Source organism: Microbispora sp. CSR-4, assembly GCF_008033685.1.
Classification (GTDB): Bacteria; Actinomycetota; Actinomycetes; order Streptosporangiales; family Streptosporangiaceae; genus Microbispora.
In genome coordinates, this window is record NZ_VJVX01000014.1 from 51,145 (window position 1) to 73,709 (window position 22,565).

A 22,565-nucleotide genomic window follows, 5' to 3' on the forward strand; every position below is an offset into this window, starting at 1 on the left:
CCGGGCCGCCGATCGGCGGTGATCACTGCCAGGCGCCGAAATACCGGGAGCTGGTCAGCGAGTAGTCCACGCTGCCGCTGATCCAATACTGCAGGCCCCGCACGTACGCGCTGACGGCGGGCGAGCCGAGCGCCTCGGCGGCCGGGGCGAGCGCCGCCATCGCGGCGACCGCCTCGTCGCGCATCGCGCCGATCCGGTCCATCGCCTCCTGGACCGTGCACCCGGTGTGCCCGACAAGCACGCTGACGAGGTTGTTGCGGATGTTGGCCTCATCCCGCTCCTTGGCGTACGAGATGAGGTCGTTGTCCCAGACGACCACGTCGTTGGCGTGCTCGGTCATCTCGTGCACCACCGGATGCCGCCACTCGTCGGTGGTGAGGCAGACCTCCGCGGCCACGTCGATCAGCGCGAAGACGGTGAGCATCGCACCGGTCCTGCGGCGCATGAAGATGTAGTCGTCGATCGTCGGGACGACGTCGTCCTCCCGGTTGGCGGCCTCCCAGACCTGGGCGAACAGGTAGTCCTTGACCGTCGCCCGCCACCGGTCGAGCTGGTCGGGGGTGCCGTTCCTCCTGATCCGCGTCTTGATGTCGAGCAGTGCGCGGGCGAAGACGTTCTCGACGGGTTCGTCACCCTCGTTGTCCTCGACCACGGTGTAGAGCTGGGGCAGGGCACGGGCGATCTCGGCCGCCCGCCGGTCCGACTCACAGTAGGCGTCGTCGAACGCGAACAGCCACACGCACCAGTCGGTGACGAGCTGGCACAGCTCCCGGGAGGCGTACGGGTAGGTCCGGGCGCCGAGCCATCCGTAGCGAGCGAGCCGGAAACGCTCGAACTGGTCGTCGTCGGCGATCATGCCGGAGGCGGCCAGCCAGGCCAGAGTGTCCCGGTTCACCTCGTCGACGTGCGGGTTCACCGCACTCGGGAAGGGGCAGGTGAGCGAGGGAAGGCGGAGGGGGCTCCCTCTCAGGGAATCCGCTTTCGCAGTAGCCATCCGACAAGCATGGTCCCACCAGATGATCGGCGCCAGCCTTGCCATAATTACGGACACACCGGCCATACAGATCTAACCAGACAGATCCATTCAGCCGGACGAGTCCTCGATGAGAGCGACGATCTCCGCGTCGCCGAACATGCGGGCGGCGTCGACGGCCGACGGCGTCCCGGCGTAGCGATCGGCTCCCAGCTCCAGCAGCGCCCGCACGACCTCGGGCTCCTTCTTGAACACCGCACCGGCGAGCGGGGTCTGCCCGCGGTCGTTGGCGAGGTCGGGGTCCGCGCCCCGCTCGACCAGGGCGCGTACGGTGGCGGCGTGGCCGTGGTAGGCCGCCAGCATGAGCAGCGTGTCGCCCTTCTGGTTGCGCAGGTCGACGGGCACGCCCGCGTCGACGTACGCGCACAGCGCCTCGGTCCGCCCCGACCTCGCGAGGTCGAAGAGCCTGGTGGCGAACTCCTCCATCTCAGGGTCCGGCTCCTTGTTCCCCATGGTCCAACGGTAAGGTCGCCGCTACCCCTCCGGAATCGACCGGGGGTCCCGTAGGTTCAGTAGGTAAAGACTTCGTGAGAAAGGCTGGGACACGTGTCCGACCCCACGGATCTCTATCGGCTCGACGGGGACCTGCCCGAGCTGACCGATCCGGTGCTGCTCTACCACTTCGAGGGGTTCGTCGACGCCGGCGCCGCCGGACGGCTCGCCCTGGGGCACCTCCTCGCCGAACTGGAGCACCGGGTCATCGCGACCTTCGACGTGGACCGGCTGATCGACTATCGGTCCCGCCGCCCGGCGATGACCTTCGACACCGATCACTGGAGCGACTACGACACCCCTGAGCTGGTCGTCTACCTGACCAAGGACGTCACGGGCACGCCGTTCCTCATCCTGAGCGGGCCGGAGCCCGACCGGGAGTGGGAGCTGTTCACCGAGGCCGTCGGCATGCTGGTGACCCGGCTCAACATCGGCAAGCTGGTGACCGTCCACGGCATCCCGATGGGCGTCCCGCACACCCGGCCGCTCGGCCTGACGGCCCACGCCACCCGCCCCGACCTCGTGAACGGGCAGACCAGCCCCTTCGGCAAGGTCCGCGTGCCGGGGAGCCTCGCCGCGCTCATCGAGTTCCGCCTCGGGACGAAGGGCCACGACGCGCTCGGCTACGCCGTCCACGTGCCCCACTACCTCGCCCAGGCGGAGTATCCGCAGGCCGCCGTGGCGGCGCTGGAGGCCGTCACCCGCGGCACCGGGCTGGTCTTCCCCATGGACACGCTCAGGGACGCGGCCGACAAGACCAACGTCGAGATCGAGGAGCAGATCGCGGCGTCCGAGGAGCTCGCCGGGGCCATCCGCGGCCTGGAGCAGCAGTACGACGCGTTCCAGTCGGGCGCCGAACGGGAGAGCCTGCTGGCCGAGGAGGTGAAGATGCCCACGGGCGACGAGCTCGCCGCCCAGTTCGAGGCGTTCCTCGCCGAACGGGACGAGGGCGACGCCTGAGCCGCCCCTCCGCCGCGCTTGAACCGTTCGAAGGACTCCCGCGCCTCATGCCGCCCTCAGATTTCCCCGAAATCCGCGTCGGACTGGTCGGTTTCGGTCCGGCCGGATCCTTCTTCCACGCGCCGCTGATCGCCGCCACGCCGGGGCTGCGCCTCGCCGCCGTCGTCACCCGCGACCCCTCCAGGGCCGAGCGGGTCCGTGCCGGCCATCCCGGCGCGGCCGTCGTCCCCGCCGCGGACGACCTGTGGGACCGCTGCGATCTCGTGGTGATCGCGTCGCCGAACCGCACCCACGTGCCCCTGGCGACCGAGGCGATCAAGGCCGGGCTTCCCGTGGTCGTGGACAAGCCGCTGGCCGGCGCCGCCGCGGAGGCCCGCGACCTCGTACGGCTCGCGCGCGACCGCGGGCTGATGCTGACGGTCTTCCAGAACAGGCGCTGGGACGGCGACTTCCTGACGCTGCGCCGCGTGCTGCCCGAGCTGGGCGAGGTCCACCGGTTCGAGTCGCGGTTCGAGCGGTGGCGGCCGGTGCCCAAGGGCGGCTGGCGCGAGTCGGGCGGGCCGGAGGAGGTCGGCGGCACCCTCTACGACCTCGGCAGCCATCTGGTGGACCAGGCGCTGCGGTTGTTCGGCCCGGTCTCCCACGTGTACGCGGAGACCGACGTCAGGCGGGACGGGGTGCGCAACGACGACGACGCGTTCGTGGCGCTGACCCACCGGAACGGGACCCGGTCGCACCTGTGGATGAGCGCGGTGGCCGCCGACCTCGGCCCGAGGTTCCGCGTGCTCGGCTCCCGCGCGTCCTACGTGAAGTGGGGCCTGGACCCCCAGGAGGAACGCCTGCGGGCGGGCGAGCGGCCGGACGCCGCCGGCTTCGGCCCAGGCGGCGGCCCGGGTGAGGGTACGGGAGCCGGATGGGGGGCGGAGGCCCCGGAGCGCTGGGGCACGCTCGGAGCCGAGGGCGACTGCCGCCGGGTGCCCACCGAGCCCGGGGCCTACCAGCGGTTCTATGAGGGAGTCGTGGCCTGCCTGCGGGACGGCGCGCCGCCGCCGGTCGAGCCGGACGACGCCGTGGACGCGATCGCCGTGCTGGAGGCCGCCGTCCTGTCGGCGACCCGCGGCCAGGTGGTCGGCCTCCCCGGCCGGGAGGAATAGCAGCCGGCAAGGCGAAGTCGCCTGGGGAGGGAGTGGCGCCCGCTCACTCCGCGGGCCGCGCCGCCGCGGCGTCCGGGACGGGCGGGGCGGCGGCGAGCCTGCGGACGGCCTCGATCACCGTCTCGCGCCGCCGGGCGAACGCGGCCTCCTCGGTCTCCTCGTCCAGGACGAGGCGGCACATCCGGGGCACCGCAAAGTTCCACGAGATCAGGCCCATGACGGTGAACAGCAGATCTTGGGCCGCGCGGACCCGCGCATCCTCGGGAAGGTGGCCGGCCGGGCCCGCGTCGGCGAGCTGACCGGCCTTCTCGCGGAAGGCGTCGCGCCGCTCCCGCTCGCTCTCGCCGGGCTCGTCGCGCACCTCCAGCGCCTCCCACAGCAGCAGCCTGATCAGCTCCGGGTGCTCCCGATACCAGTCGAACATCTGCCCGACCGACTCTGCCACCGCGCCGGGGTCGACGGAGACGGAGGCGCGGACCTCCTCCAGCTTCGCCCGCACGACGGCGGCGAACAGCTTCTCCTTGCTGCCGTAATAGAGGTAGATGGCCTGCTTGTTGGCCTTGGCGGCCGTCGCGATGCGGTCCACCCTGGCCCCGGCCAGCCCGTGCTCGGCGAACTCGGCGATGGCGGCGTCGAAGATCCTCCGTCTGGTGTCCTCCGCGTCGTAGGCCATGGACGAATTAAACCATCCGGTTGACTCCGCCCCGTACGAGCGGCAGTATCGGGGTCGGCAATAAAACAACCAGATGGTTTATTTCACCGAGAGGCTCTCCCATGAGCACTGCGACACCCATCCCCGTACGGTCGCCGCTGCCCGGCGCGCTCTCCGGCGCGACCGTCGTCCTCGTCGGCGGAAGCTCGGGCATCGGGCTGGCGGCGGCCGTCCTGCTGCGGTCGATCGGCGCCCGCGTCGTGCTGGTCGGCCGCGACCCCGACCGGCTGGAGGCCGCCGCCTCCCGGGTGCGAGGCTCGGGCCCGGACGACGCCGTGCTGGGCGTCACCGGTGACGGCGGCGACGAGCGGACCCTCGCGGAGGCGTTCGACCGGGCGGGCCGGGTCGACCACGTGTACGTCACCGCGGGCGGCATCAGCGGCGCCGGCCCGCTGGCCGCCCTCTCGGCCGACGACATCCGCACGACCCTCGGCTCGGGCTCCCTTCAGACGGCCTTCACGGTCGCCCGCGCGGCGGCGACCCGGCTTCCCGCGGGCGGCTCGCTCACGTTCAGCTCGGGCATCCTCGTGGTCCGCCCCGCTCCCGGGATGACCGTCCCGCTGTCGGCCGCCGGCGCCGTGGAGACCCTCACCAGGGCACTCGCCGTGGAGCTCGCCCCCGCACGGGTGCGCGTGAACGCCGTACGCTACGGCCGGATCGACACCCCGCTCCTGCGTTCGCTGCCGGGGCTGGACTCCGACGACGCGGTCGCCGCCGCCGGGACGTCCGTCCCCCTCGGCCGCTTCGGCACCGCCGAGGAGGCCGCCGCCACGGCCGTCTTCCTCATGGCCAACAACCACGTCACCGGCCAGGTCATCACCGTGGACGGCGGCGAGACCCTCGTCTGAACCCGCCCGCGCCGGCCGTCAGTCGCGCAGCCGGCCGCGCAGGGCCTCGGTGTCGGCGTCGGTCCAGCCGTGGGCGCGCAGCCAGTCGAGAGGGCCGCCGAACCGGTCGTCCAGCGTCGCCAGGAACTGCCCCATGTATTCGGGCCGCGGCAGGTGGCTGTCGGCCGGCTTCGAGTCGAGGTCCTCGCGGTAGGTGCGGCTGGCGCGCAGCCGGGCGAGGATGCCCTCCAGCCGTTCGCCGGTGGCGACGTAGTCCTCGATGATCGCCTCCCGGGTGGCGCCCGCGACGGCGAGCGCCAGGGCGCAGACCACTCCGGTGCGGTCCTTGCCCGCCGCGCAGTGGACCACGGCCATGCCGTCGTCACGGGCGAGCACCCGCAGGGCGGCCACCACCGAGTCGGGCCGGTCCCGCAGATATCCGTAGTAGTAGCCGGTCACGCGGAGCTCGGCCAGGTCCTCCTCGGCCCGCTCGCCCTGCCACGGCAGTGCCCGCTCGTCGACCGTGTCGGCCTCGACGTCGGTGAGGTGCCCGCCCTCCGCGAACAGGCTGTGGTGGTGGATGCCGACCTCCGGCAGGCGGGTCAGCGGACCGGGCCCCTCCAGGCGTACCTCGGTGTGCGACCGCAGGTCGACCACGTGCCGCAGCTTGAGGTCGCCCACGAGCAACGCCACGTCATTGTCGGTCAGGCCCTGCAGGTTGTCGGCCCGCAGGATCCGGCCGGGCGCCGTGGTCCCGCCGTCCACCGTGGGCAGGCCGCCGAGGTCCCGTACGTTCGCCGCGCCTTCCAGAACGATCCAACGCTCGTATGCATTCATCGAGCCGAGCCTAACCGGCCCGCTATGACGGAAGAATGAGTGCAGAGTGAATATCTGCACCATCCGTCGCATCGATCCCGATAATGACCTAAAAGTCCCGTCCAAGGCGGACGAGCTGCCGACTCTTACCCCTGACGGTCAACTTCTCACCCGGTCATCGCCAAACAGCCGTAATGTATGGCCTCGCGGACGCTTTTCGATCAACGGGCTCGGCGGAGCGATCGGAAGCGTGGCCGCGACGGACCGCCCCCAGCGACACCCAGATGGAGGATCCCGGATGGCACGGCCGGCGCACCGGTTGACCATGGCCGCTCTCGCCCTCGCCGTCAGCGGCGTGACCGTGGCGCTTCCCATGGCGCCGGTCCACGCGGAGTCCCTCACGGCCGCGCGCACCGCGACCGCCACGCCCTCCGCCGTCCGGGGGCTCGCGGCGGCGGCCGCCCCGCAGCGTACGGCCGCGCCGAGGCCCGGTGACGACTCGCGCGCGCAGCACCGCCTGGTCGGCGCCTGGACCACCGCGACCGACCGGATCAGCGCGGCCCTCGGCGGGCAGACCATACGCATGGTCGTGCGCGCCAGCGTCGGCGGCACCGGCATGCGCCTGCGTCTGTCCAACCTCTTCGGGGCGGCGCCGGTGACGTTCGCCGACGTCCACGTGGGCGTCCAGGCGTACGGCGCCGAGATCATCGCGGGCACCAACCGGCCGGTGACCTTCCGCAAGCGCACCTCGGTCAAGGTGCCGCCGGGCCAGGCCGTCTGGAGCGATCCGATCCCGGGCCGGGTCGCCGGCGGATCGGCCCTGGTCGTCAGCCTCCACCTGCCCGGCACGGTCAGGGGCGTGACCGGGCACGAACGCGCCTACAGCACCACCTACCTGTCCGAGCCGGGGGACTTCGCGGCGGAGGAGGGCGGCGAGGGCTTCACCTACACGAGCACGCAGTGGTACTTCCTCGACCGGATCGCGGTCGAGGCGGGCGCGACCACGATCGGCTCGGTGGTCGCGTTCGGCGACTCGATCACCGACGGCACCGGCCAGGCCGTCGACGCCAACCGCCGCTGGACCGACTATCTGCGGCAGCGGCTGGCCCGCCAGTCGCAGTCGCGGCGGCTGGGCGTGCTCAACGCCGGCATCGCCGGAAACCGGCTGCTGCACTCCAACGTCGGCCCGAGCGGGGTCAGCCGGTTCTACCGCGACGCGCTCAGCCAGCCCGGGGTGCGCACGGTGGTGATCTACGAGGGGATCAACGACATCTCCCGGGGCGAGTACACCTCGATCAAGCCGCTCGTTTACGGATACAAGCGGCTGGTCCAGGCGGCGCACGCCCGCAAGGTCAAGGTGCTGGTCGCGACGCTCACCCCGTTCTACGGTTTCGGCACCTGGACCCCGGAGCGCGAGGAGCTCCGGCAGCGGCTGAACACGTGGATCCGCACGAGCAAGATGTTCGACGGCGTGCTCGACTTCGACCGGGCCGTACGCGACCCCGACTTCCCCGAGCAGCTCGCCGTCCCGTACGACTCGGGTGACCACCTGCACCTCAGTGACGCCGGGCGGCTCGCGCTCGCCGACGCGGTGAACCTCCGCATGCTCTGATCCCGGAACGGCCACGGGGTCGCTACCGTGTGACCATGGTCGCCCCCCTTGAGCCAGACGACCCGCGCACGCTCGGCGGGTTCCGTATCAGCGGCCGTCTCGGCGAGGGCGGCCAAGGCGTCGTCTATCTGGGACACGCCCCGGACGGCGCCCCGGTCGCGGTCAAGGTGCTCAAGACCGGGCTCGACCCCGTCGTCCGGGCACGGCTGGCGCGCGAGCTCGACGTCCTGCGCGGCGTCGCCCCCTTCTGCACCGCCAGGGTGATCACCGCGATGGTGGACGGGCGCGAGCCGTACGTCGTGAGCGAGTTCGTCGACGGCCCCTCGCTGCAGCAGCGGGTGGCGGCGTCGGGCCCGCTGCGCGGGGGCGAGCTGGAACGGCTCGCGGTGGGGACGGCGACCGCGCTGGCGGCGATCCACGGCGCGGGCATCGTGCACCGCGACTTCAAGCCGGCCAACGTGCTGCTGGGGCCGGACGGCCCCCGCGTGGTCGACTTCGGCATCGCCCGCCACGACGAGAGCGAGACGATGACCGCGGGCCCGGTGGGCACCCCGGCCTACCTGGCGCCCGAGCAGATCGCGGGGCATCCGGCCTCTCCCGCCTCCGACGTGTTCGCGTGGGGCGCGACGATCGTCTTCGCCGCCTCCGGCAGGGCGGCGTTCGGCGCCGGGAACGTCGCCGCCGTGCTGCACCGGATCATGACGACCTTCCCCGATCTGACGCCGGTGCCCCCGCCCCTGCGGGCGCTGGTCGAACGCTGCCTCGCCAAGGATCCCGCCGTCCGCCCCACCGCCCGCGACCTGCTGCTCGAACTGGTCGGCACCCCGACCCTCCCGGGGCGTACGGGGGCGGCGGCGAACGTCTCTCCCGGCGGGCCCGCGCAGCCGTACGATCCGACTTCGGCGACCTCGCCGTCGGCGAGCCCGGCCGGAGCGCATACCGCCCCCGGAGGCGGAGCGGCGGACACCATGCCCGGGGGCGGCCGGGGCGGGTCGCGCCTGCGGGTCCTGGCCGGGGCCGGCGCCGCCGTGGTGGCTCTCGGGATCACCGCCGCGCTGCTGGTGCCGCGCCTGGCCGCGATGTCCGGCGGGCCGTCCCCCACGCCCCTGCCGACCGCGCCCTCGTACGTCCAGAGCACGGAGGCGGCGAGCCCGGCGCCGACCGGTGCCACGACGACAGACGCGGGCGGATACGGCGGCGGGGCGGACCCGGCGACCGCATCCGCACCCGCGGGCATCCCCCAGGCGTTCGAGGGAAAGTGGCGGGGGCACACCGCACCCACCGCCGGTCTCCTCACGAGCGAGTACGACATAGAGATCGAGCTGAAGGCCGGCGAGCCGTCCGGCAGATGGAAGGAGCCGGCGAACTCCTGCGACGGCACGCTGCGGCTGACGGGGGCGTCCGGCTCGGCGCTCACGTTCCGGCTGGAGGACGTCCCGAAGTGCGTCCCCGGCGACGTCGTGCTCACCCGGCGGGGGAACGCCCTCGCCTATCGCCACACCGACGACCTCGGCCTGTTCGCCTACGAGGGGACCCTCACCAAGGACTCCTGATCCTGGCGTTCCGGCGGGGCGGGGCCGTGCTGTCGCGCACCACGAGGGTGGTGCCGAGCTCGACGAGCGTCTCGGACGGCCGTTCCCCGTCGGCCAGCGCCAGCACCATCCGCGCGGCGGTGGCGCCGATCTCGAAGAACGGCTGGCGTACCGTCGTCAACGGCGGCGCCACCCAGGCGCAGTGCTCGATGTCGTCGAACCCGACGACGCTGAGGTCGTCGGGGATGCGCAGACCGGCGAGCCGGGCGGCCTCGTAGACGCCGAACGCCTGCAGGTCGTTGCCGCACACGATGGCCGTCGGAGGGTCGGGCAGGGCCAGCAGCTCCGCCCCGAGGTCCCGGCCGTACTCGTACAGGAACGGCCCGTCACGCATGAGCCGTTTGTCGAACGGGACGCCCGCGGTGTCCAGGGCGGCGCGGACGCCGTCGAGGCGCGCCCGCGAGGCCAGGAAGTCGGCCGGCCCGGTGATCACGCCGATCCGCCGGTGCCCCAGGTCGAGCAGGTGCCGGGTGGCCGCGAGCGCGCCGCTCCAGCCGGTCGATCCCACCGACGGCGTGGGATGCACGTCCCCGGTGGGGTCCAGCGCCACGAGGGGGACGCCCGCGGCCTCGAACAGGTCGCGGTGCTCGGTGGTGAATCCGGAGACGACGGCGATCACCCCCACCGGCTGCCGCAGCAACAGGGGTTCCACCCAGGGCAGGCCCGCCGTGACTCGTGAACGTACGTCGGTGAAGCCGACGAAGAGCTGACGGGTGGCCGCGACCTGCTCGACGCCCCGCATGATCTCGACGGCGATGGAGCCCAGCATGTTGCTGCACACCACCTCCAGGCCGTACGCCGACCCGGCGGGCACCTGCCTGCGGAACCCGTGCTCGCGCAGGAGCGCCTCCACCCGCTGCCGGGTGCTCTCCCCCACGCCGGTCCGGCCGTGCAGCACCTTCGAGACCGTCGGCGGTGAGACCCCGGCGAGCTCGGCGATCGCGGCGACGCTGAGGTCGCCGCGCCGAGGGCCTCGGAGCCTGCGCGACCGGCCTCCCTCGATCATGAGCCGAGTCTACGGGACACGGTCCGCCGTCATCCGCGTACGAACGGCTGCGAAACGCTCATCTCGGCATCTCCGGTGTGAGCGCGGTGACCTCGGGTAGTGCGAGCGCGTCCACGCACAGGAGGAAACCCATGGCAACCGACGTCATCAGCCTGATCAAGGAAGATCACCGCGACGTGGAGTCGCTGTTCGAACGGCTCCGGAAGATGCCGGAGAACCGGCCGGCTCTCCTCGCGGAGCTGGCGGCGAAGTTCATCGCCCACAGCGAGGGCGAGGAGGACGAGGTCTACCCCGTGCTCGCCAGGCGGCGGCCCGACGAGAAGGAGGAGGTCCACCACGGAGCCGAGGAGCACCACGAGGCCGAGGAGATGATCTCCCGGCTCCTGGAGACCGCCCCGGAGAGCCCCGAGTTCGAGACACTGCTGCACGAGCTGATCGAGGCGGTGACGCACCACGTCGAGGAAGAGGAGCACGACATCCTCCCGGTGCTGGAGAAGGCCGTCCCCTTCGAGGAGCGGGTGCGGCTCGGCAAGGCGTTCAGCAAGCGGAAGGCCGAGGTGCTCGCCGCGCCGATCAAGCCGCGCTCGCGGACGAAGGACGAGCTGCTGCACCAGGCCAAGGAGCTGGGCGTCGACGCCGCGTCGGGGATGACCAAGGACGAGCTGGTCTCCGCCGTCAAGCAGCAGAAGCAGGCGCAGAGCTGAACCGGGTCGCGGCGCCGCCGGTTCCCCGGCCGGCCGTCACAGGCAGGCGTACAGCGCCGCGATCATGGGTTCCCACCTCGGGTCGGGGCCGGCCGCGCTGACGACGAGACCGCTCGGCGTGTAGGCCAGGGCGATCCCCGCGTCCGGGTCGGCGAAGGCGAGCGCCCCGCCCGAGCCGGTGTGCCCGAAGGCAAGCCGGAGGAGTTCCTCGCCTGCCTCAACCGCCTTGGCGAGGAGACCGGCGCCCTGCGCGAACTCCTCGCCCGCCGCCTGCGCCCTTGATTAGCTGGGCTCGGGGACCCCGCGTCAGTCGAGATTGTTGCGCTGCCGGACGAGGTTCGCGATGGCCAGGATCTTGGGGCGGCCGGCGGCCTTGAACGACAGGCCGTGACGGAAGATCTCGGGAATCCAGTACTGGTCTTCCTCACGGAAAACGACTCCGTTGGCGACCAGGAGATCGAGATCCTCACCCGAGAGGCCGACGATTTCGGGGCTGAAGGGGATCTTCTTCTTCTCCGCGCTCAGGCCGTCCAGCCGCTTGAGAAGCTCTCCAACCTGCGGACTCTCCGCCCCGATCGCCTCGATCTTCTGCCTGCTGCATTTGACCAGCGCGTTCCTCATAGCGGAGGGCGTCAGCAGCCGATCCGACCAGCGGCTGTCGTCCATCGAGAGGTCCGCGGACTCCGCGATGAAGATGACTATGTCGCGTGCCTGGATCTGCCCGTTGAAATCGGACAGCGCGGCGAGGAACCATCCATCCGACCTCGCCTCACGAGAGCGAGCCGAACCCATCTTCTCGCCCCAGACAGGAGTGAGCTGGCGGCTCAGATCCTTGTCCGTCGCCTTTGCCACGTCCTCGGATGACAGACCCGGAAGACTTCCGGAGCGCTGGGCGATCCACAGGGCGAGTCGCAGCGCCTCGGCGGGGTTCCATTTGAGCTCATACTCGCTGTATCGGGCGAGGAATTGGTTGTAGTTCTGGCGAACGGCCGCCTGGATGAGATCCCTCCGGACGAAGATCACCAAGCCGAGTGGGCGCCCTCGCAGACTGCGCAGCCAGTCCAGACAGTCCACCATGAGAACCCGAAGCGCCTGCCGCTGAGCCTCACTTCGCGCGAAGTCCTGCAACAGGTCTTCGAGACCGTCGATGAGGAAAATCCTCGAGCCATCGCGCGCGAAGTCGGCTAGCTTCTGCTCGACGTCGGAAGTCTCGGCGTCGATGCCGACCGCTCGAGCCATGCAGGTGAGCCAGACCCGACGCCATTCGGAATCGGAAAGTTGCGCCCGCAGCGCCTGGTCGATGCGATCCCGTAGTTCCAGCTGGCTCGCCGGCTCCGCCTCCGAGGAGACGCAGGCGTCGCGCTGGATCGCGCTTATCCGTTGATGATCCTTGAGGTTCTTGGAGATGAAGACCGGGGCTAGTAGTGCCTGTAGCGCGACATCCGGCACGCCCACATCGACCGCGTAATCACGCCAGGTGCGACGCAAGCACATCTGAATCTGGGTGAACGTCTTGCCGGAACCTTTGGCGCCCGCCACCACGCACAGGGGAGGCTCGGTCCGGTGCGAGGTAAGCAGGTTCCGGAGCGACTCCGTCGTCAGAAACTCGGTGTCATCGGCGGTCTCCGCATACGCGAGCCGTCGGGCGAAGTCTCCAAGGCGTCCCCGGAGTTCAGCCAGCTCATTCATGCCGGAGGGCGAAACAGACGAACCCGGTCGCGGTGTGTATGCCGTCTCTTCCGGCCGACTCAGTTCGTCCGCGAGCGGCGCCAGCGTCTTAGTGAGTCGCTGACGGTGTACCAGTTCGACGACAGACTCCCACGACGAGGGCAGCGCCAGGAGACGATCCTGGAACACACTGAGTATCGGCTCAAGCGTGACGTCCCCGTCGACGACCCGATCCTCACCCCCTTGCGGGCTCGGCTCAAGCGTCTTGGCAATCACGTCACGCAGCATCGCCGCGGCTTCGATAGCGAGTTCGGCGTGACCTTGCGGGTGAAACTGGGTAATGACCGCCGCGCTCGCCGGATCCTCCGGACGTGTGGGCGCCCTCCTGCCGAGTTCCTGAATGATGCGGGCAGTGCCGATCAGTGATTGATCGCTGACCGTCGTGACGAAGATCCTCTGCACGCGGGGATCCAGGAGCACCGGGGCCGACAACTCGCTCCCGCCGGCTCGCAGGTCGATCAGAACGGCCCGCGCGCCGAGGTGATCAGCCAGTTGAGCCAGGGACTCCGTGAGGTAGTAGATCGATCGTTCGGGGGTCAGCAGATCGGTGGGCTGGATACGTGGCGGCGCAATGTCCTGCAGCGTGCGCCTGGTCGGCATGGCGATCACTCTGCCGATCGTCTGGTTCGGCAGGTAGGCCGCTCCGAGGGTCACCGCGTCGTCGGGCCGCCCGTCCTCTGACGAATGCAGCAGCGACAGGAAATCCTCATAGGCGAAATCCACCCGTCTGCCGTGGGCCGTGAACATCCAAGTGATCCCGGGCGCTTCCAGGTCAGCGTCGACCAGGAGAACGCGCTCGCCACGCTGGGATATGGCCTCGGCAAGAGCGACTCCGTGCAATGTGCGCCCTACGCCCCCCTTGAACGAGTGCAGAGCCGCGATCCGCACGTTGCCGGGAAATGGACCCTCCGGGGGAGGTAGCGGCTGACCGAGGGAACGGACGATGCGACGCTCGCGCCAGCGCGGCTCTCGTCTCGGCAGATCGGGCCGTTGGTGCCGGACCTCGATTGGAAGCATCCTGGTGGACAAGCGCCCGGGAACGTCATCAAGCCGTATCGCGACGACGTCCTCATCTCGCGCGATCGACCCGACGCCGAACTTCTCCTCCAGCCATGACAGAGCCTCGTCACGCGAAGCGCTCGGGTCGACAGTTAGCTCGACCCCATCCCAGAACGCATCGCACTCGTGAAGCCAGCCCGGCCACTGGTTGCGTACGGCGAGATCGGCAAGATGCGCGTCGACATCAACCCAGGTGTAAAGACGCTCGGGGACCGATATCTCGTCCGGCACGATCATGCCCCCAATTCTTGCCGACACCAGTCCAGCAGCTCCCGCAACACGGCCAGGGCTTCTTTCTCGTGATCCCGCTGCAGAGAGCGGCCGTACCTCCACGCCTGGTGCAGCTCGGCGAACGCCACCTGCCCGTCTGAGTGCTGACTCGCGCAGGGCTGCATCCGCTTGCACAGGGAGGAAGGAAGCTTCAGTTCCTTAGCCAGCCGGTGCAGATCGTGATTTCGCAGGTGATCGGGAAGCTGCGCAGTCGATCGCAAATGAAGACGGCCCAGGAGGGCCGCTTTCATACCGCACTCCGCGCCGTAAAAAGTGAGAAGGGCCGCCGGCGAGCTTTCCGGCATCTCCAGCGCGGCACCTCTCTGGAGGGAGAAGCTCGCGCGTAGCTGATTTCTGCCGACATCAACGGGCACGGAAAGTGATCGTAATACAACAGAGCATCATCGGGAGATCTTTCGGAGTATCCGCAGCGGCGGCCGCCCCCTCCTTGGGACAGCATCGGCCGGACCGCTCCATGCCCGAATACCCTGGCAGCTTCGGAGGTCAGGTGAGGGTGGGGACCAGGCGGACGAGATCGGTGAGGCCGTCGGCAACGAGGTCGGCCCGGGCGGCGTCCGGGCGCTCGGAGTGCAGGTAGCCCCAGGGTCCCCGGCGCAGCAGGGCCGTACGCATCCCGGCACGCGCGGCCGGCAGAACGTCGTTGTCGAGACGGTCGCCGACGTAGAGGATCTCCCCCGGCTCATGCCCGCAGACGGCCGCGACCTTGGCGAAGAACCCGGGGTCGGGCTTCTCCACCCCCCATCCCGCCGAGGTGTGGATCGCGTCCACCGGCAGGTCCATCGCGACCAGCGCGTCGTACGCCTGGGGCGGCTGGTTGCCCGCGACGATCAGGTCGTAGCCTGCCTCTCGCAGGGCCGCCAGGGCGTGCCGCACGTCCGGGTAGAGGTCCTCGGCGTCGAAGTTCTCGCGCAGCCCGTCGGGGTCCTCGCGCCGCCACGCCTCGATCTCGGCGTCGAGGTCGATCCCCGGCCTGATCAGCTCGAACGCCTCCCGGTGGCTGCGGTCGAGCGCGGCCATGCCGCCGAGAACCCCCATGAAGGTCAGGCGCGGCACGCCCAGCCGGTCGGCCCACCGGGACCAGATCCGGGTCTCGTCGATGAGCGTCTCTCCCACGTCGAACACGAGCGCCCGGACCATAACCGCCTCTCCCTTTCGTCCTGTTACGGCCGCAACTCTACGGTGTGCCGTAACATCGCCCAACGTGAGCGAGACTCGGTATGCCCTGAACGGCATGGTGTGCACAGTCGATCATCTGGCCTCGGCGGCGGGGGTCGCCATGCTGGACAAGGGCGGGAACGCGGTGGATGCGGCCATCGCCGCCAACGCCGTACTGGCGGTCACCGCCCCCCATATGTGCGGTCTCGGCGGCGACCTGTTCGCCCTCGTCCACGACGGCGCCGTGAGCGCGCTCAACGCCTCGGGCCGGGCGGGCTCGGGCGCCGATCCCGACCGGCTGCGCGCCGAGGGCCTCGACCGGATGCCCCACCTGTACGACATCCGCTCGGTGCCGGTGCCCGGCTGCGCCGACGGGTGGCTGGCGCTGCACGAGCGGTGGGCCCGCCTGCCGCTCGGCGACCTGCTGGCCCCCGCGATCCGCCTCGCGACGGAGGGCTTCCCCGCCTCGCCGCTGCTCGCCCCGGGCGGGGAGTTCATCGGCTCGCTGGCCGGAGCCCGGGACTTCGCGGCCGTCCGCCGCGCCGGGGACGTGATCCGCAGGCCCGGCGTCGCCAGGGCGCTCACCGCGCTCGCCGAGGGCGGCCGCGCGGCGTTCTACCAGGGCGAGTTCGGCAAGGGCCTGCTGGAGCTGGGCCGCGGTGAATACACCGAGGAGGACCTGGCCCGGCCGAACGCCGACTGGGTGGAGCCGCTGAGCGTCGAGGCGTTCGGGCACCGGGTCTGGACCGTTCCGCCGAACTCCCAGGGCTACCTGCTCCTGCTTGCCCTGGAGATCCTCGCCGAACTGGATCGGCCCGCCGACCCGGCCGACCCGCGCTGGGCCCATCTGCTGGTGGAGGCGGCCAGGGCGGCCGGGCACGACCGCCTGGACGTCCTGCACGAGGCCGCCGTCGCGCCGCTCGGCACGGCCGCCGCGCGCCGCGCGATGATCGACACCGAGCGGCGCTCCCCCGTGCCCGACGCTCCCGCCGGGCCGGGCGACACGACGTACCTGTGCGTAGTCGACGGCGACGGCATGGGCGTCTCGCTCATCCAGTCGAACGCCTCGGGCTTCGGCAGCCTGCTCTTCGAGCCCAACACCGGGATCAACCTGCACAACCGCGGCATCGGCTTCTCGCTCACGCCCGGCCACCCCGCGGAGTACGGCCCGGGCCGGCGGCCGCCCCACACGCTGTGCCCGGCGCTGATCACCCGGCCGGACGGGGCGCTGCGCACGGTCATCGGCACGATGGGCGGCGACGCGCAGCCGCAGATCCTGCTGCAGCTCGTCACCCGGCTGCTCGCCCACGACCAGACGCCCGGCGAGGCGATCGGCGCCCCCCGCTGGGCGCTCGGCAGCGGCACCGGCTTCGACACCTGGCGGTCCGCCCCCGTCGTGGAGGTCGAGGAGGGCGCGCCGTGGGCCGACGGCCTGCGCGAGCGCGGGCACACGGTCGAGCCGGTGGAGTGGGGCTCCGGCTTCGGCCACGCCCACATGATCGACCGGCTCCCGTCGGGCGTGCTCGCCGGGGCGGCCGACCCCCGCGCGCTGATCGGCGCCGCACTCGGCCGCTGAGCGGTATCGCCGCACCGTGTCGCCGCACCGTGTCGGCGAGCGGTGTCGGCGAGCGGTGTCGGCGAGCGGTGTCGCTGAGTCGTCTCGCTCAGTCGCTTCGCCGGGGCCCCTGCCGCTGAGCACCTCTGCCGCCGAGTTCCGGCGGCAGGGGGCCCGGCGCCCGGGTCAGCCGACCCGGGCGGCGGACTCGACCTGCTGCATGGCCTTGCGGATGCGCTTCTCCGAGACCGGCGTGGGAGTGCCGAGCTGCTGGGCGAAGAAGCTCACCCGCAGCTCCTCGATCATCCACCGGATGTCCCGTACGGCCGCGGCGTCCCGCTCCTCGGGCTTCAGCCGGTCGAGCAGGTCGCGATACTCGTCCTCGATGTCGTGCACGCGGTGCATCCACTCGCGGTCGCGGCGGGGGTCGTCGGGGAGCTTGTCGAGCCGGCGCTCGACCGCCCGCAGATAGCGGTGCACGTCGGGCAGCCGGTCGTATCCCGTCTCGGTGACGAACCCGTCGTGCACCAGCCCGTCGAGCTGGTCGGCGATGTCGGCCTTGAGGTCGGCCGCCCCGCCGCCCAGCGCGCCGAGCCGGTTCTGCGCGGCGTGCCAGACCGCCAGCACGCGCTCCACCCGGGAGACGACCTCCTCGGTCGTCTCGAACAGCGAGGCGCGCACGTGGTCGCGCAGCCGCTCGAACCCGGCCTCGTCCCAGACGGGCCCGCCCGCCTGGGCCATGAGCTTGTCGGCGGCGCACGCCGTGCAGTCGTCGAACAGGGCGGCGGCCCCGCCGTGCGGGCTGCGGCTGAGCGCGAGCTTCTGCGCGGTGGTCAGGGTGCGCAGGATGGACTTGGCCGGGCTGACCACGTTGAGCAGCAGCAGCCTCCTGGTGCCCGCCCACATGGCCCGGTCGCGCTCGCGCACGGTCTCGAACATCCGGACCGCGACGCTCGTGCCCTCGTCCACCAGGGCCGGGTAGGCCCGCAGCCTGCCCTGCTCGAACACCTGCGGCAGCGTGCCGATCGTCCAGCCGTGCAGGCCGTCGCGTTCGAGGTCGTCGGCGGCCTTCGACAGCGTGGCGCGCAGCTTCGGCGCGAGCCGCCGCTTGAGCGCCTCCAGGTCCTTGTCCTCGTCCACCGTGCGCTTGCGGTCGTCGATCACCCGGTAGGTGATCCGCAGGTGGGCGGGGAGCTGGTCGAGGGCCCACGCGTCGCGCGGCACCTCCACCCCGGTCAGCGCCCGCAGCTCGCGCTCCAGCGCCTCCAGGATCGGCTCGCCCCCGGGCCGTACGCGTTCCAGCACGGCCTTGGCGTAGTTGGGGGCGGGCACGAAGTTGCGGCGCAGGTTCTTCGGCAGCGACCGGATGAGCGCGGTGACGAGGTCCTCGCGCAGGCCGGGGATCTGCCAGTCGAAGCCGGTCGGGTCGACCTGGTTGAGCACCGCGAGCGGGATGTGGACGGTCACGCCGTCGGCCTCGCCCGTCTCCACCGCGCCGGGCTCGAAGCGATAGGTCAGCCGCATCCGCTGGCCGTTCTGCCGCCAGGCGTCGGGGTAGTCCCTGGCGCTGACCCCGGCGCTGTCGTTGACCAGCATCTCCGGCGAGAACGTCAGCAGGTCGGGCGTCTCCCGCGACACCTTCTTCCACCAGCTGTCGAAGTGCCTGCCCGAGACCACATCTGCGGGGATCCGCTGGTCGTAGAAGTCGAACAGCGTCTCGTCGTCCACGAGGATGTCGCGGCGGCGGGCCTTCTCCTCCAGCCGCTCGACCTCTTCGAGCAGCTTGCGGTTCTCGTGGAAGAACTTGTGGTGGGTGCGCCAGTCGCCGTCGACCAGCGCGTGCCGGATGAACAGCTCCCGGCTCAGCTCGGGGTCGATGCGGCCGTAGTTGACCTTCCGCTCGGTCACGATCGGCACGCCGTACAGCGTGACCTTCTCCAGCGCGACGACGGCGGCCTGGTCCTTCTCCCAGTGCGGCTCGCTGTAGGTGCGTTTGACCAGGTGCTGCGCGAGGGGCTCGATCCAGCCGGGCTCGATCTTGGCGTTGACCCGGGCCCACAGCCGGGAGGTCTCCACCAGCTCGGCCGACATCACCCACTGCGGCTGCGCCTTGGCCAGGGCCGAGCCGGGGAAAATCGCGAAGCGCGCGTTGCGGGCACCGATGTACTCCGTGATCGGCCTGCGGCCCTCCTGCCTGCGCTTCTCGACGACGTCCTTGACCCCGATGTGCGACAGCAGGCCGGCCAGCAGCGACTGGTGGATCCGCTGGGGATCGGCGGGAACGCTGTTGGGCACGACGTTCAGCGTCCTGGCCACCTGGCGGAGCTGGCTGTCGATGTCCTGCCACTCGCGTACGCGCAGGTAGTTGAGGAACTCGGCCTTGCACAGCCGCCGGAACGCGCTCGACGACAGCTCCTTCTGCTTTTCGCGCAGGTAGTTCCAGAGGTTGAGATAGGTCAGGAAGTCCGATTCCTTGTCGGCGAAGCGGCGGTGCTTCTCGTCGGCCGCCTGCTGCTTGTCGGCCGGCCGCTCGCGCGGGTCCTGGATCGACAGCGCGGCCGCGATGATCATCACCTCGCGGGCGCAGCCGTTCTTGTCGGCCTCCAGCACCATCCGGGCGAGGCGGGGGGCCACCGGGAGCTGGGCCAGCTTGCGCCCGAGCGGCGTGAGCTGCGGGCCCTTCCTCGCCTCCCGCTTCCCGGAATCGCGGGCCGCGCCCTTCCCGGAATCCCGGCCTGCGTCCCTCCTCGTCTCCCGGCCTGTGCCCTTGTCCGCCTCCCGGCCGTCGCCCCTGTCGGTCTCCTGGCCCGCGCCCCTGTCGGCGCCCTTGTCCTCAAGGGCGCCGAGTTCGAGCAGCAGGTTGACGCCGTCCCTCACCTGACGGCTGTCCGGCGGCTCCACGAACGGGAACGCCGCGATGTCCCCCAGGCCCAGCGACGTCATCTGCAGGATGACGCTCGCCAGGTTCGTACGGAGGATCTCGGGATCGGTGAACTCCGGCCGGGAGAGGAAGTCCTCCTCGGAGTAGAGCCGGATGCACACGCCGTCCGACGTACGGCCACAGCGGCCCTTGCGCTGGTTGGCCGACGCCTGGGAGATCGGCTCGATCGGCAGCCGCTGGACCTTCAGCCGGTGGCTGTAGCGGGAGATCCGCGCCGTGCCCGGGTCGACCACGTATTTGATGCCGGGAACGGTCAGCGAGGTCTCGGCGACGTTGGTGGCCAGCACGATCCGCCTGCCCCGGTGGGGCTGGAAGACCCGGTGCTGCTCGGCGGCCGACAGCCGCGCGTAAAGCGGGAGGACCTCCTCGGGACGGCCCTTGAGCGCGTCGGCGGTGTCGCGGATCTCCCGCTCGCCGCTGAGGAAGACCAGGATGTCGCCCGGCCCCTCGGCGCACAGCTCGTCGACGGCGTCGACGATGGCCTGGGTCTGGTCGTCGTCCTCGTCGACCGGGCGGTAGCGGACCTCCACGGGATAGGTGCGCCCGGACACCTCGATCACGGGCGCCGGCTCCCCGCCCGGCTGGGCGAAGTGCCGGGCGAACCGCTCGGGGTCGATGGTCGCGGAGGTGATGACGACCTTCAGATCGGGCCGTCTGGGGAGGAGCTGCTTGAGATAGCCGAGGATGAAGTCGATGTTGAGGCTGCGTTCGTGCGCCTCGTCGATGATCAGCGTGTCGTACTGCAGCAGCAGCGGGTCGGTCTGCATCTCGGCGAGCAGGATGCCGTCGGTCATCAGCTTGACCAGCGTCCCGTCGCTGGAGTGGTCGGTGAAGCGGACCTTGTAGCCGACCGCCTCCCCCAGCTCGATCGACAGCTCCTCGGCGATGCGCTCGGCGACCGTGCGGGCGGCGATGCGGCGCGGCTGGGTGTGGCCGATGACCCCGTGGACCCCCCGGCCGAGCTCCAGGCAGATCTTGGGGATCTGGGTGGTCTTCCCCGAGCCGGTCTCGCCGGCGACGATGACGACCTGGTGGTCCCTGATCGCGGTGAGCAGGTCGTCCTTGTGCCGGCTGACCGGCAGCTCGGGTGGATAGCTGATAGCGGGGACGGCGGCGCGGCGCGCGGCCACGCGGAGTTCCGCGGCCTCCACGTCCCCCGCGATCTCCTGGACGACGGACTGGCGGGCGGCGCGGTCGCGGACCCGGCGCATGCCGTCGAGACGGCGGCGCAGCCTGCGCTGGTCGCGCAGCATCAGGTCGGGGAGGCGGGCCTGGAGATCGGCGAGCGTGTTCATTCCATGCTCAAGGATAGGCAACGCCCCCCGCCGATCTGCCAGCGGTTTTCCGGCGGCCCTTCCGGGGTGGTGTCAGTGGCGGCGCGCCGGCTGGTACTTGTACCCCACGTTGCGGACGGTCACGATACGGCCCGCGTGCCGGCCCAGCTTGCGGCGCAGCCGAAGGATGTGCACGTCGACCGTACGGCCGCCCTCGTCGTCGTACCGGTCCCAGACGGCAGCCATGAGCTGGCGGCGGTTGTAGACCCGGCCGGGGGCCGAGCTGAGGTAGTCGAGCAGCTCGAACTCCCGGAAGGTCAGCTCGATCTCCTCGCCGCCCGCCCGGGCCACCCGCGCGGCCCGGTCGAGGACCAGGTCCTCCTCGGCCGCGGCCGCCCGCCTCTGCAGGACGGCGGCCGGCTGCTCCGGCGCCTCCGCCGCGACTCCGGCGGGCACCAGGTAGCCCACGATCATCAGCGCGGCGCCGGTCTCCGGCACCGGCAGCACGCCGAGCACGGACCCCTGCCCGAGATCAGGGGGCTCATGGCCCTGCTCGCGCCTTCGTTCCACAAAGTCGATCACGTTCTGGTGGGACATGTCCCTCTCCTTGCCTCGTGGCGTACCGGACGGTGGTGACCGCGGTCGTCAACAGGCGGCGGCGCAGACGCGCAGCAGGTCGATGTGCCGGCGCTGGGTCAACCTCCCCGAGGAGTTCATGAGGCCATCATGACAGTGACATTACCCGCTGTCCAGGTAGGAATAAGGGACTTATATCACTCAAGGAATGTCGGGGGATGCTCAGGGATGCCCCGCGGATGCCACGGGCGTGCGCGCCGCCTCCGCCGCGGCCATCGCCGCGCCGATGATCCCGGCCTCGTTGCGCAGCACGGCGGGCACCACCGGGGTGTCCCCGAGGTCGATGTACGGCAGGAACTTGGCGGCCTTCTTGCTCACGCCGCCACCGATGACGATCAGGGTGGGCGACAGCAGGTCGCGCATGCGCCGCAGGTACTCCTCCACGCGCCGGGCCCACTTCTCCCAGCTCAGGTCCTTCTCCTCGCGCACCCGGTCGGAGGCGCGGTGCTCGGCCTCCTTGCCACGGATCTCGATGTGGCCGAACTCGGTGTTGGGCACCAGCACGCCGTCCACGAAGAGCGCGCTGCCGATGCCGGTGCCGAAGGTCAGCACGAGCACGACCCCGCGCCGGCCCCGCCCCGCGCCGAAGGTCATCTCGGCGACACCGGCGGCGTCCGCGTCGTTGAGCACCACCGCCTGCTTCCCGAACAGGTCAGAGCCCCTCACGCCGATCCACGACCTGTCCACGTTGGCCGCCGTTCTGACGACCCCGTCGAGGACCACTCCGGGGAAGGTGACGCCCATCGGGCCGGACCAGTCGAAGTGCGTCACGATCTCGCGTACGGCCTGGGCGACGGCCCCCGGCACGGCGGGCCGCGGCGTGGGGATGCGCAGGCGCTCCCGGGTGAGCGCACCGGCGGCCGTGTCCACCGTGGCGCCCTTGATCCCGGAACCGCCGATGTCGATGCCCAGAACTTCCATGACTCCCCTCCTGGTACGGCCGGACGGCTACCCGGCCGCCGCCGCCTCATGCGCGGTCGCGAGTATCGCACGGCCTCGCGGGACCGGCCGGGTTACG

At 71.1% G+C, this 22,565-nt stretch carries 18 protein-coding genes; 7 read left to right on the top strand and 11 right to left on the bottom strand.

The window, feature by feature from the left end; translation table 11 throughout:
• Positions 1–22 precede the first annotated feature (22 nt).
• Complete coding sequence (locus FLV34_RS13280; RefSeq protein ID WP_142645605.1) at positions 23–916, bottom strand: 4-epi-cubebol synthase; 894 nt, start codon at positions 914–916, stop codon at positions 23–25.
• Between the two features lie 168 nt (positions 917–1,084).
• Positions 1,085–1,486, bottom strand: a complete 402-nt coding sequence (locus FLV34_RS13285) for an ankyrin repeat domain-containing protein (RefSeq protein ID WP_142645606.1) — start codon at positions 1,484–1,486, stop codon at positions 1,085–1,087.
• A gap of 93 nt (positions 1,487–1,579) precedes the next feature.
• Here FLV34_RS13285 and FLV34_RS13290 point away from each other — a divergent pair, with 93 nt between their 5' ends.
• The gene (locus FLV34_RS13290; RefSeq protein ID WP_147943221.1) at positions 1,580–2,485 is read left to right on the top strand and encodes a proteasome assembly chaperone family protein; all 906 of its coding nucleotides are present in this window, start codon (positions 1,580–1,582) and stop codon (positions 2,483–2,485) included.
• A 47-nt stretch (positions 2,486–2,532) separates the two neighbouring features.
• The gene (locus FLV34_RS13295) at positions 2,533–3,639 is read left to right on the top strand and encodes a Gfo/Idh/MocA family oxidoreductase (RefSeq protein ID WP_147943222.1); all 1,107 of its coding nucleotides are present in this window, start codon (positions 2,533–2,535) and stop codon (positions 3,637–3,639) included.
• Positions 3,640–3,682: 43 nt separating this feature from the next.
• On the opposite strand, the gene FLV34_RS13300 is transcribed toward FLV34_RS13295, so the two are convergent.
• Positions 3,683–4,312 (bottom strand): TetR family transcriptional regulator, encoded by a 630-nt coding sequence (locus tag FLV34_RS13300; protein WP_147943223.1) that lies wholly within the window; start codon positions 4,310–4,312, stop codon positions 3,683–3,685.
• A 101-nt stretch (positions 4,313–4,413) separates the two neighbouring features.
• Here FLV34_RS13300 and FLV34_RS13305 point away from each other — a divergent pair, with 101 nt between their 5' ends.
• Positions 4,414–5,199: an SDR family oxidoreductase gene (locus tag FLV34_RS13305; RefSeq protein WP_142645610.1), complete on the top strand. Its 786-nt coding sequence runs from the start codon at positions 4,414–4,416 to the stop codon at positions 5,197–5,199.
• Between the two features lie 18 nt (positions 5,200–5,217).
• Here the strand turns inward: FLV34_RS13305 and FLV34_RS13310 are convergent, their stop codons facing one another.
• Entirely contained in the window at positions 5,218–6,015 is a 798-nt protein-coding gene (locus FLV34_RS13310) for a tyrosine-protein phosphatase (protein ID WP_147943224.1), read from the bottom strand.
• Between the two features lie 277 nt (positions 6,016–6,292).
• Here FLV34_RS13310 and FLV34_RS13315 point away from each other — a divergent pair, with 277 nt between their 5' ends.
• Both FLV34_RS13315 and FLV34_RS13320 read left to right on the top strand, forming a co-directional pair.
• The gene (locus FLV34_RS13315) at positions 6,293–7,606 is read left to right on the top strand and encodes an SGNH/GDSL hydrolase family protein (RefSeq protein ID WP_147943225.1); all 1,314 of its coding nucleotides are present in this window, start codon (positions 6,293–6,295) and stop codon (positions 7,604–7,606) included.
• Positions 7,607–7,641: 35 nt separating this feature from the next.
• Positions 7,642–9,159, top strand: coding sequence for a serine/threonine-protein kinase (locus FLV34_RS13320; protein WP_261985765.1), 1,518 nt, complete (start codon positions 7,642–7,644; stop codon positions 9,157–9,159).
• Here the strand turns inward: FLV34_RS13320 and FLV34_RS13325 are convergent.
• Positions 9,143–10,204 carry a LacI family DNA-binding transcriptional regulator gene (locus FLV34_RS13325; RefSeq protein ID WP_142645614.1) on the bottom strand — a complete coding sequence of 354 codons (1,062 nt, stop codon included), beginning with the start codon at positions 10,202–10,204 and terminating at the stop codon, positions 9,143–9,145. The genes FLV34_RS13320 and FLV34_RS13325 overlap by 17 nt on opposite strands.
• A gap of 131 nt (positions 10,205–10,335) precedes the next feature.
• On the opposite strand from FLV34_RS13325, the gene FLV34_RS13330 reads away from it, so the two are divergent.
• A complete protein-coding gene (locus FLV34_RS13330) occupies positions 10,336–10,908 on the top strand; it encodes a hemerythrin domain-containing protein (protein ID WP_142645615.1) in 573 nt (190 codons plus the stop codon).
• A 306-nt stretch (positions 10,909–11,214) separates the two neighbouring features.
• Here the strand turns inward: FLV34_RS13330 and FLV34_RS13335 are convergent, their stop codons facing one another.
• The 3 genes from FLV34_RS13335 to FLV34_RS13345 form a co-directional block, all read right to left on the bottom strand.
• Positions 11,215–13,932, bottom strand: coding sequence for an AAA family ATPase (locus tag FLV34_RS13335; RefSeq protein WP_147943227.1), 2,718 nt, complete (start codon positions 13,930–13,932; stop codon positions 11,215–11,217).
• A complete protein-coding gene (locus FLV34_RS13340; protein WP_147943228.1) occupies positions 13,929–14,339 on the bottom strand; it encodes a hypothetical protein in 411 nt (136 codons plus the stop codon). The genes FLV34_RS13335 and FLV34_RS13340 overlap by 4 nt, the downstream gene beginning before the upstream one ends.
• A gap of 130 nt (positions 14,340–14,469) precedes the next feature.
• Positions 14,470–15,123 carry an HAD family hydrolase gene (locus FLV34_RS13345; protein ID WP_147943229.1) on the bottom strand — a complete coding sequence of 218 codons (654 nt, stop codon included), beginning with the start codon at positions 15,121–15,123 and terminating at the stop codon, positions 14,470–14,472.
• Positions 15,124–15,187: 64 nt separating this feature from the next.
• Between FLV34_RS13345 and FLV34_RS13350 the strand changes: the two genes are divergently transcribed.
• The gene (locus tag FLV34_RS13350; protein ID WP_147943230.1) at positions 15,188–16,717 is read left to right on the top strand and encodes a gamma-glutamyltransferase family protein; all 1,530 of its coding nucleotides are present in this window, start codon (positions 15,188–15,190) and stop codon (positions 16,715–16,717) included.
• 165 nt (positions 16,718–16,882) lie between these two features.
• Here the strand turns inward: FLV34_RS13350 and hrpA are convergent, their stop codons facing one another.
• From hrpA to ppgK, 3 genes are all read right to left on the bottom strand, one after another.
• Positions 16,883–20,932, bottom strand: coding sequence for an ATP-dependent RNA helicase HrpA (hrpA, locus tag FLV34_RS13355; protein WP_147943231.1), 4,050 nt, complete (start codon positions 20,930–20,932; stop codon positions 16,883–16,885).
• Positions 20,933–21,004: 72 nt separating this feature from the next.
• Complete coding sequence (locus FLV34_RS43260; protein WP_142645619.1) at positions 21,005–21,508, bottom strand: winged helix-turn-helix domain-containing protein; 504 nt, start codon at positions 21,506–21,508, stop codon at positions 21,005–21,007.
• A 201-nt stretch (positions 21,509–21,709) separates the two neighbouring features.
• On the bottom strand, positions 21,710–22,468 hold the full coding sequence (ppgK, locus tag FLV34_RS13365) for a polyphosphate--glucose phosphotransferase (protein ID WP_147943232.1): 759 nt from the start codon (positions 22,466–22,468) through the stop codon (positions 21,710–21,712).
• Positions 22,469–22,565: the final 97 nt, after the last annotated feature.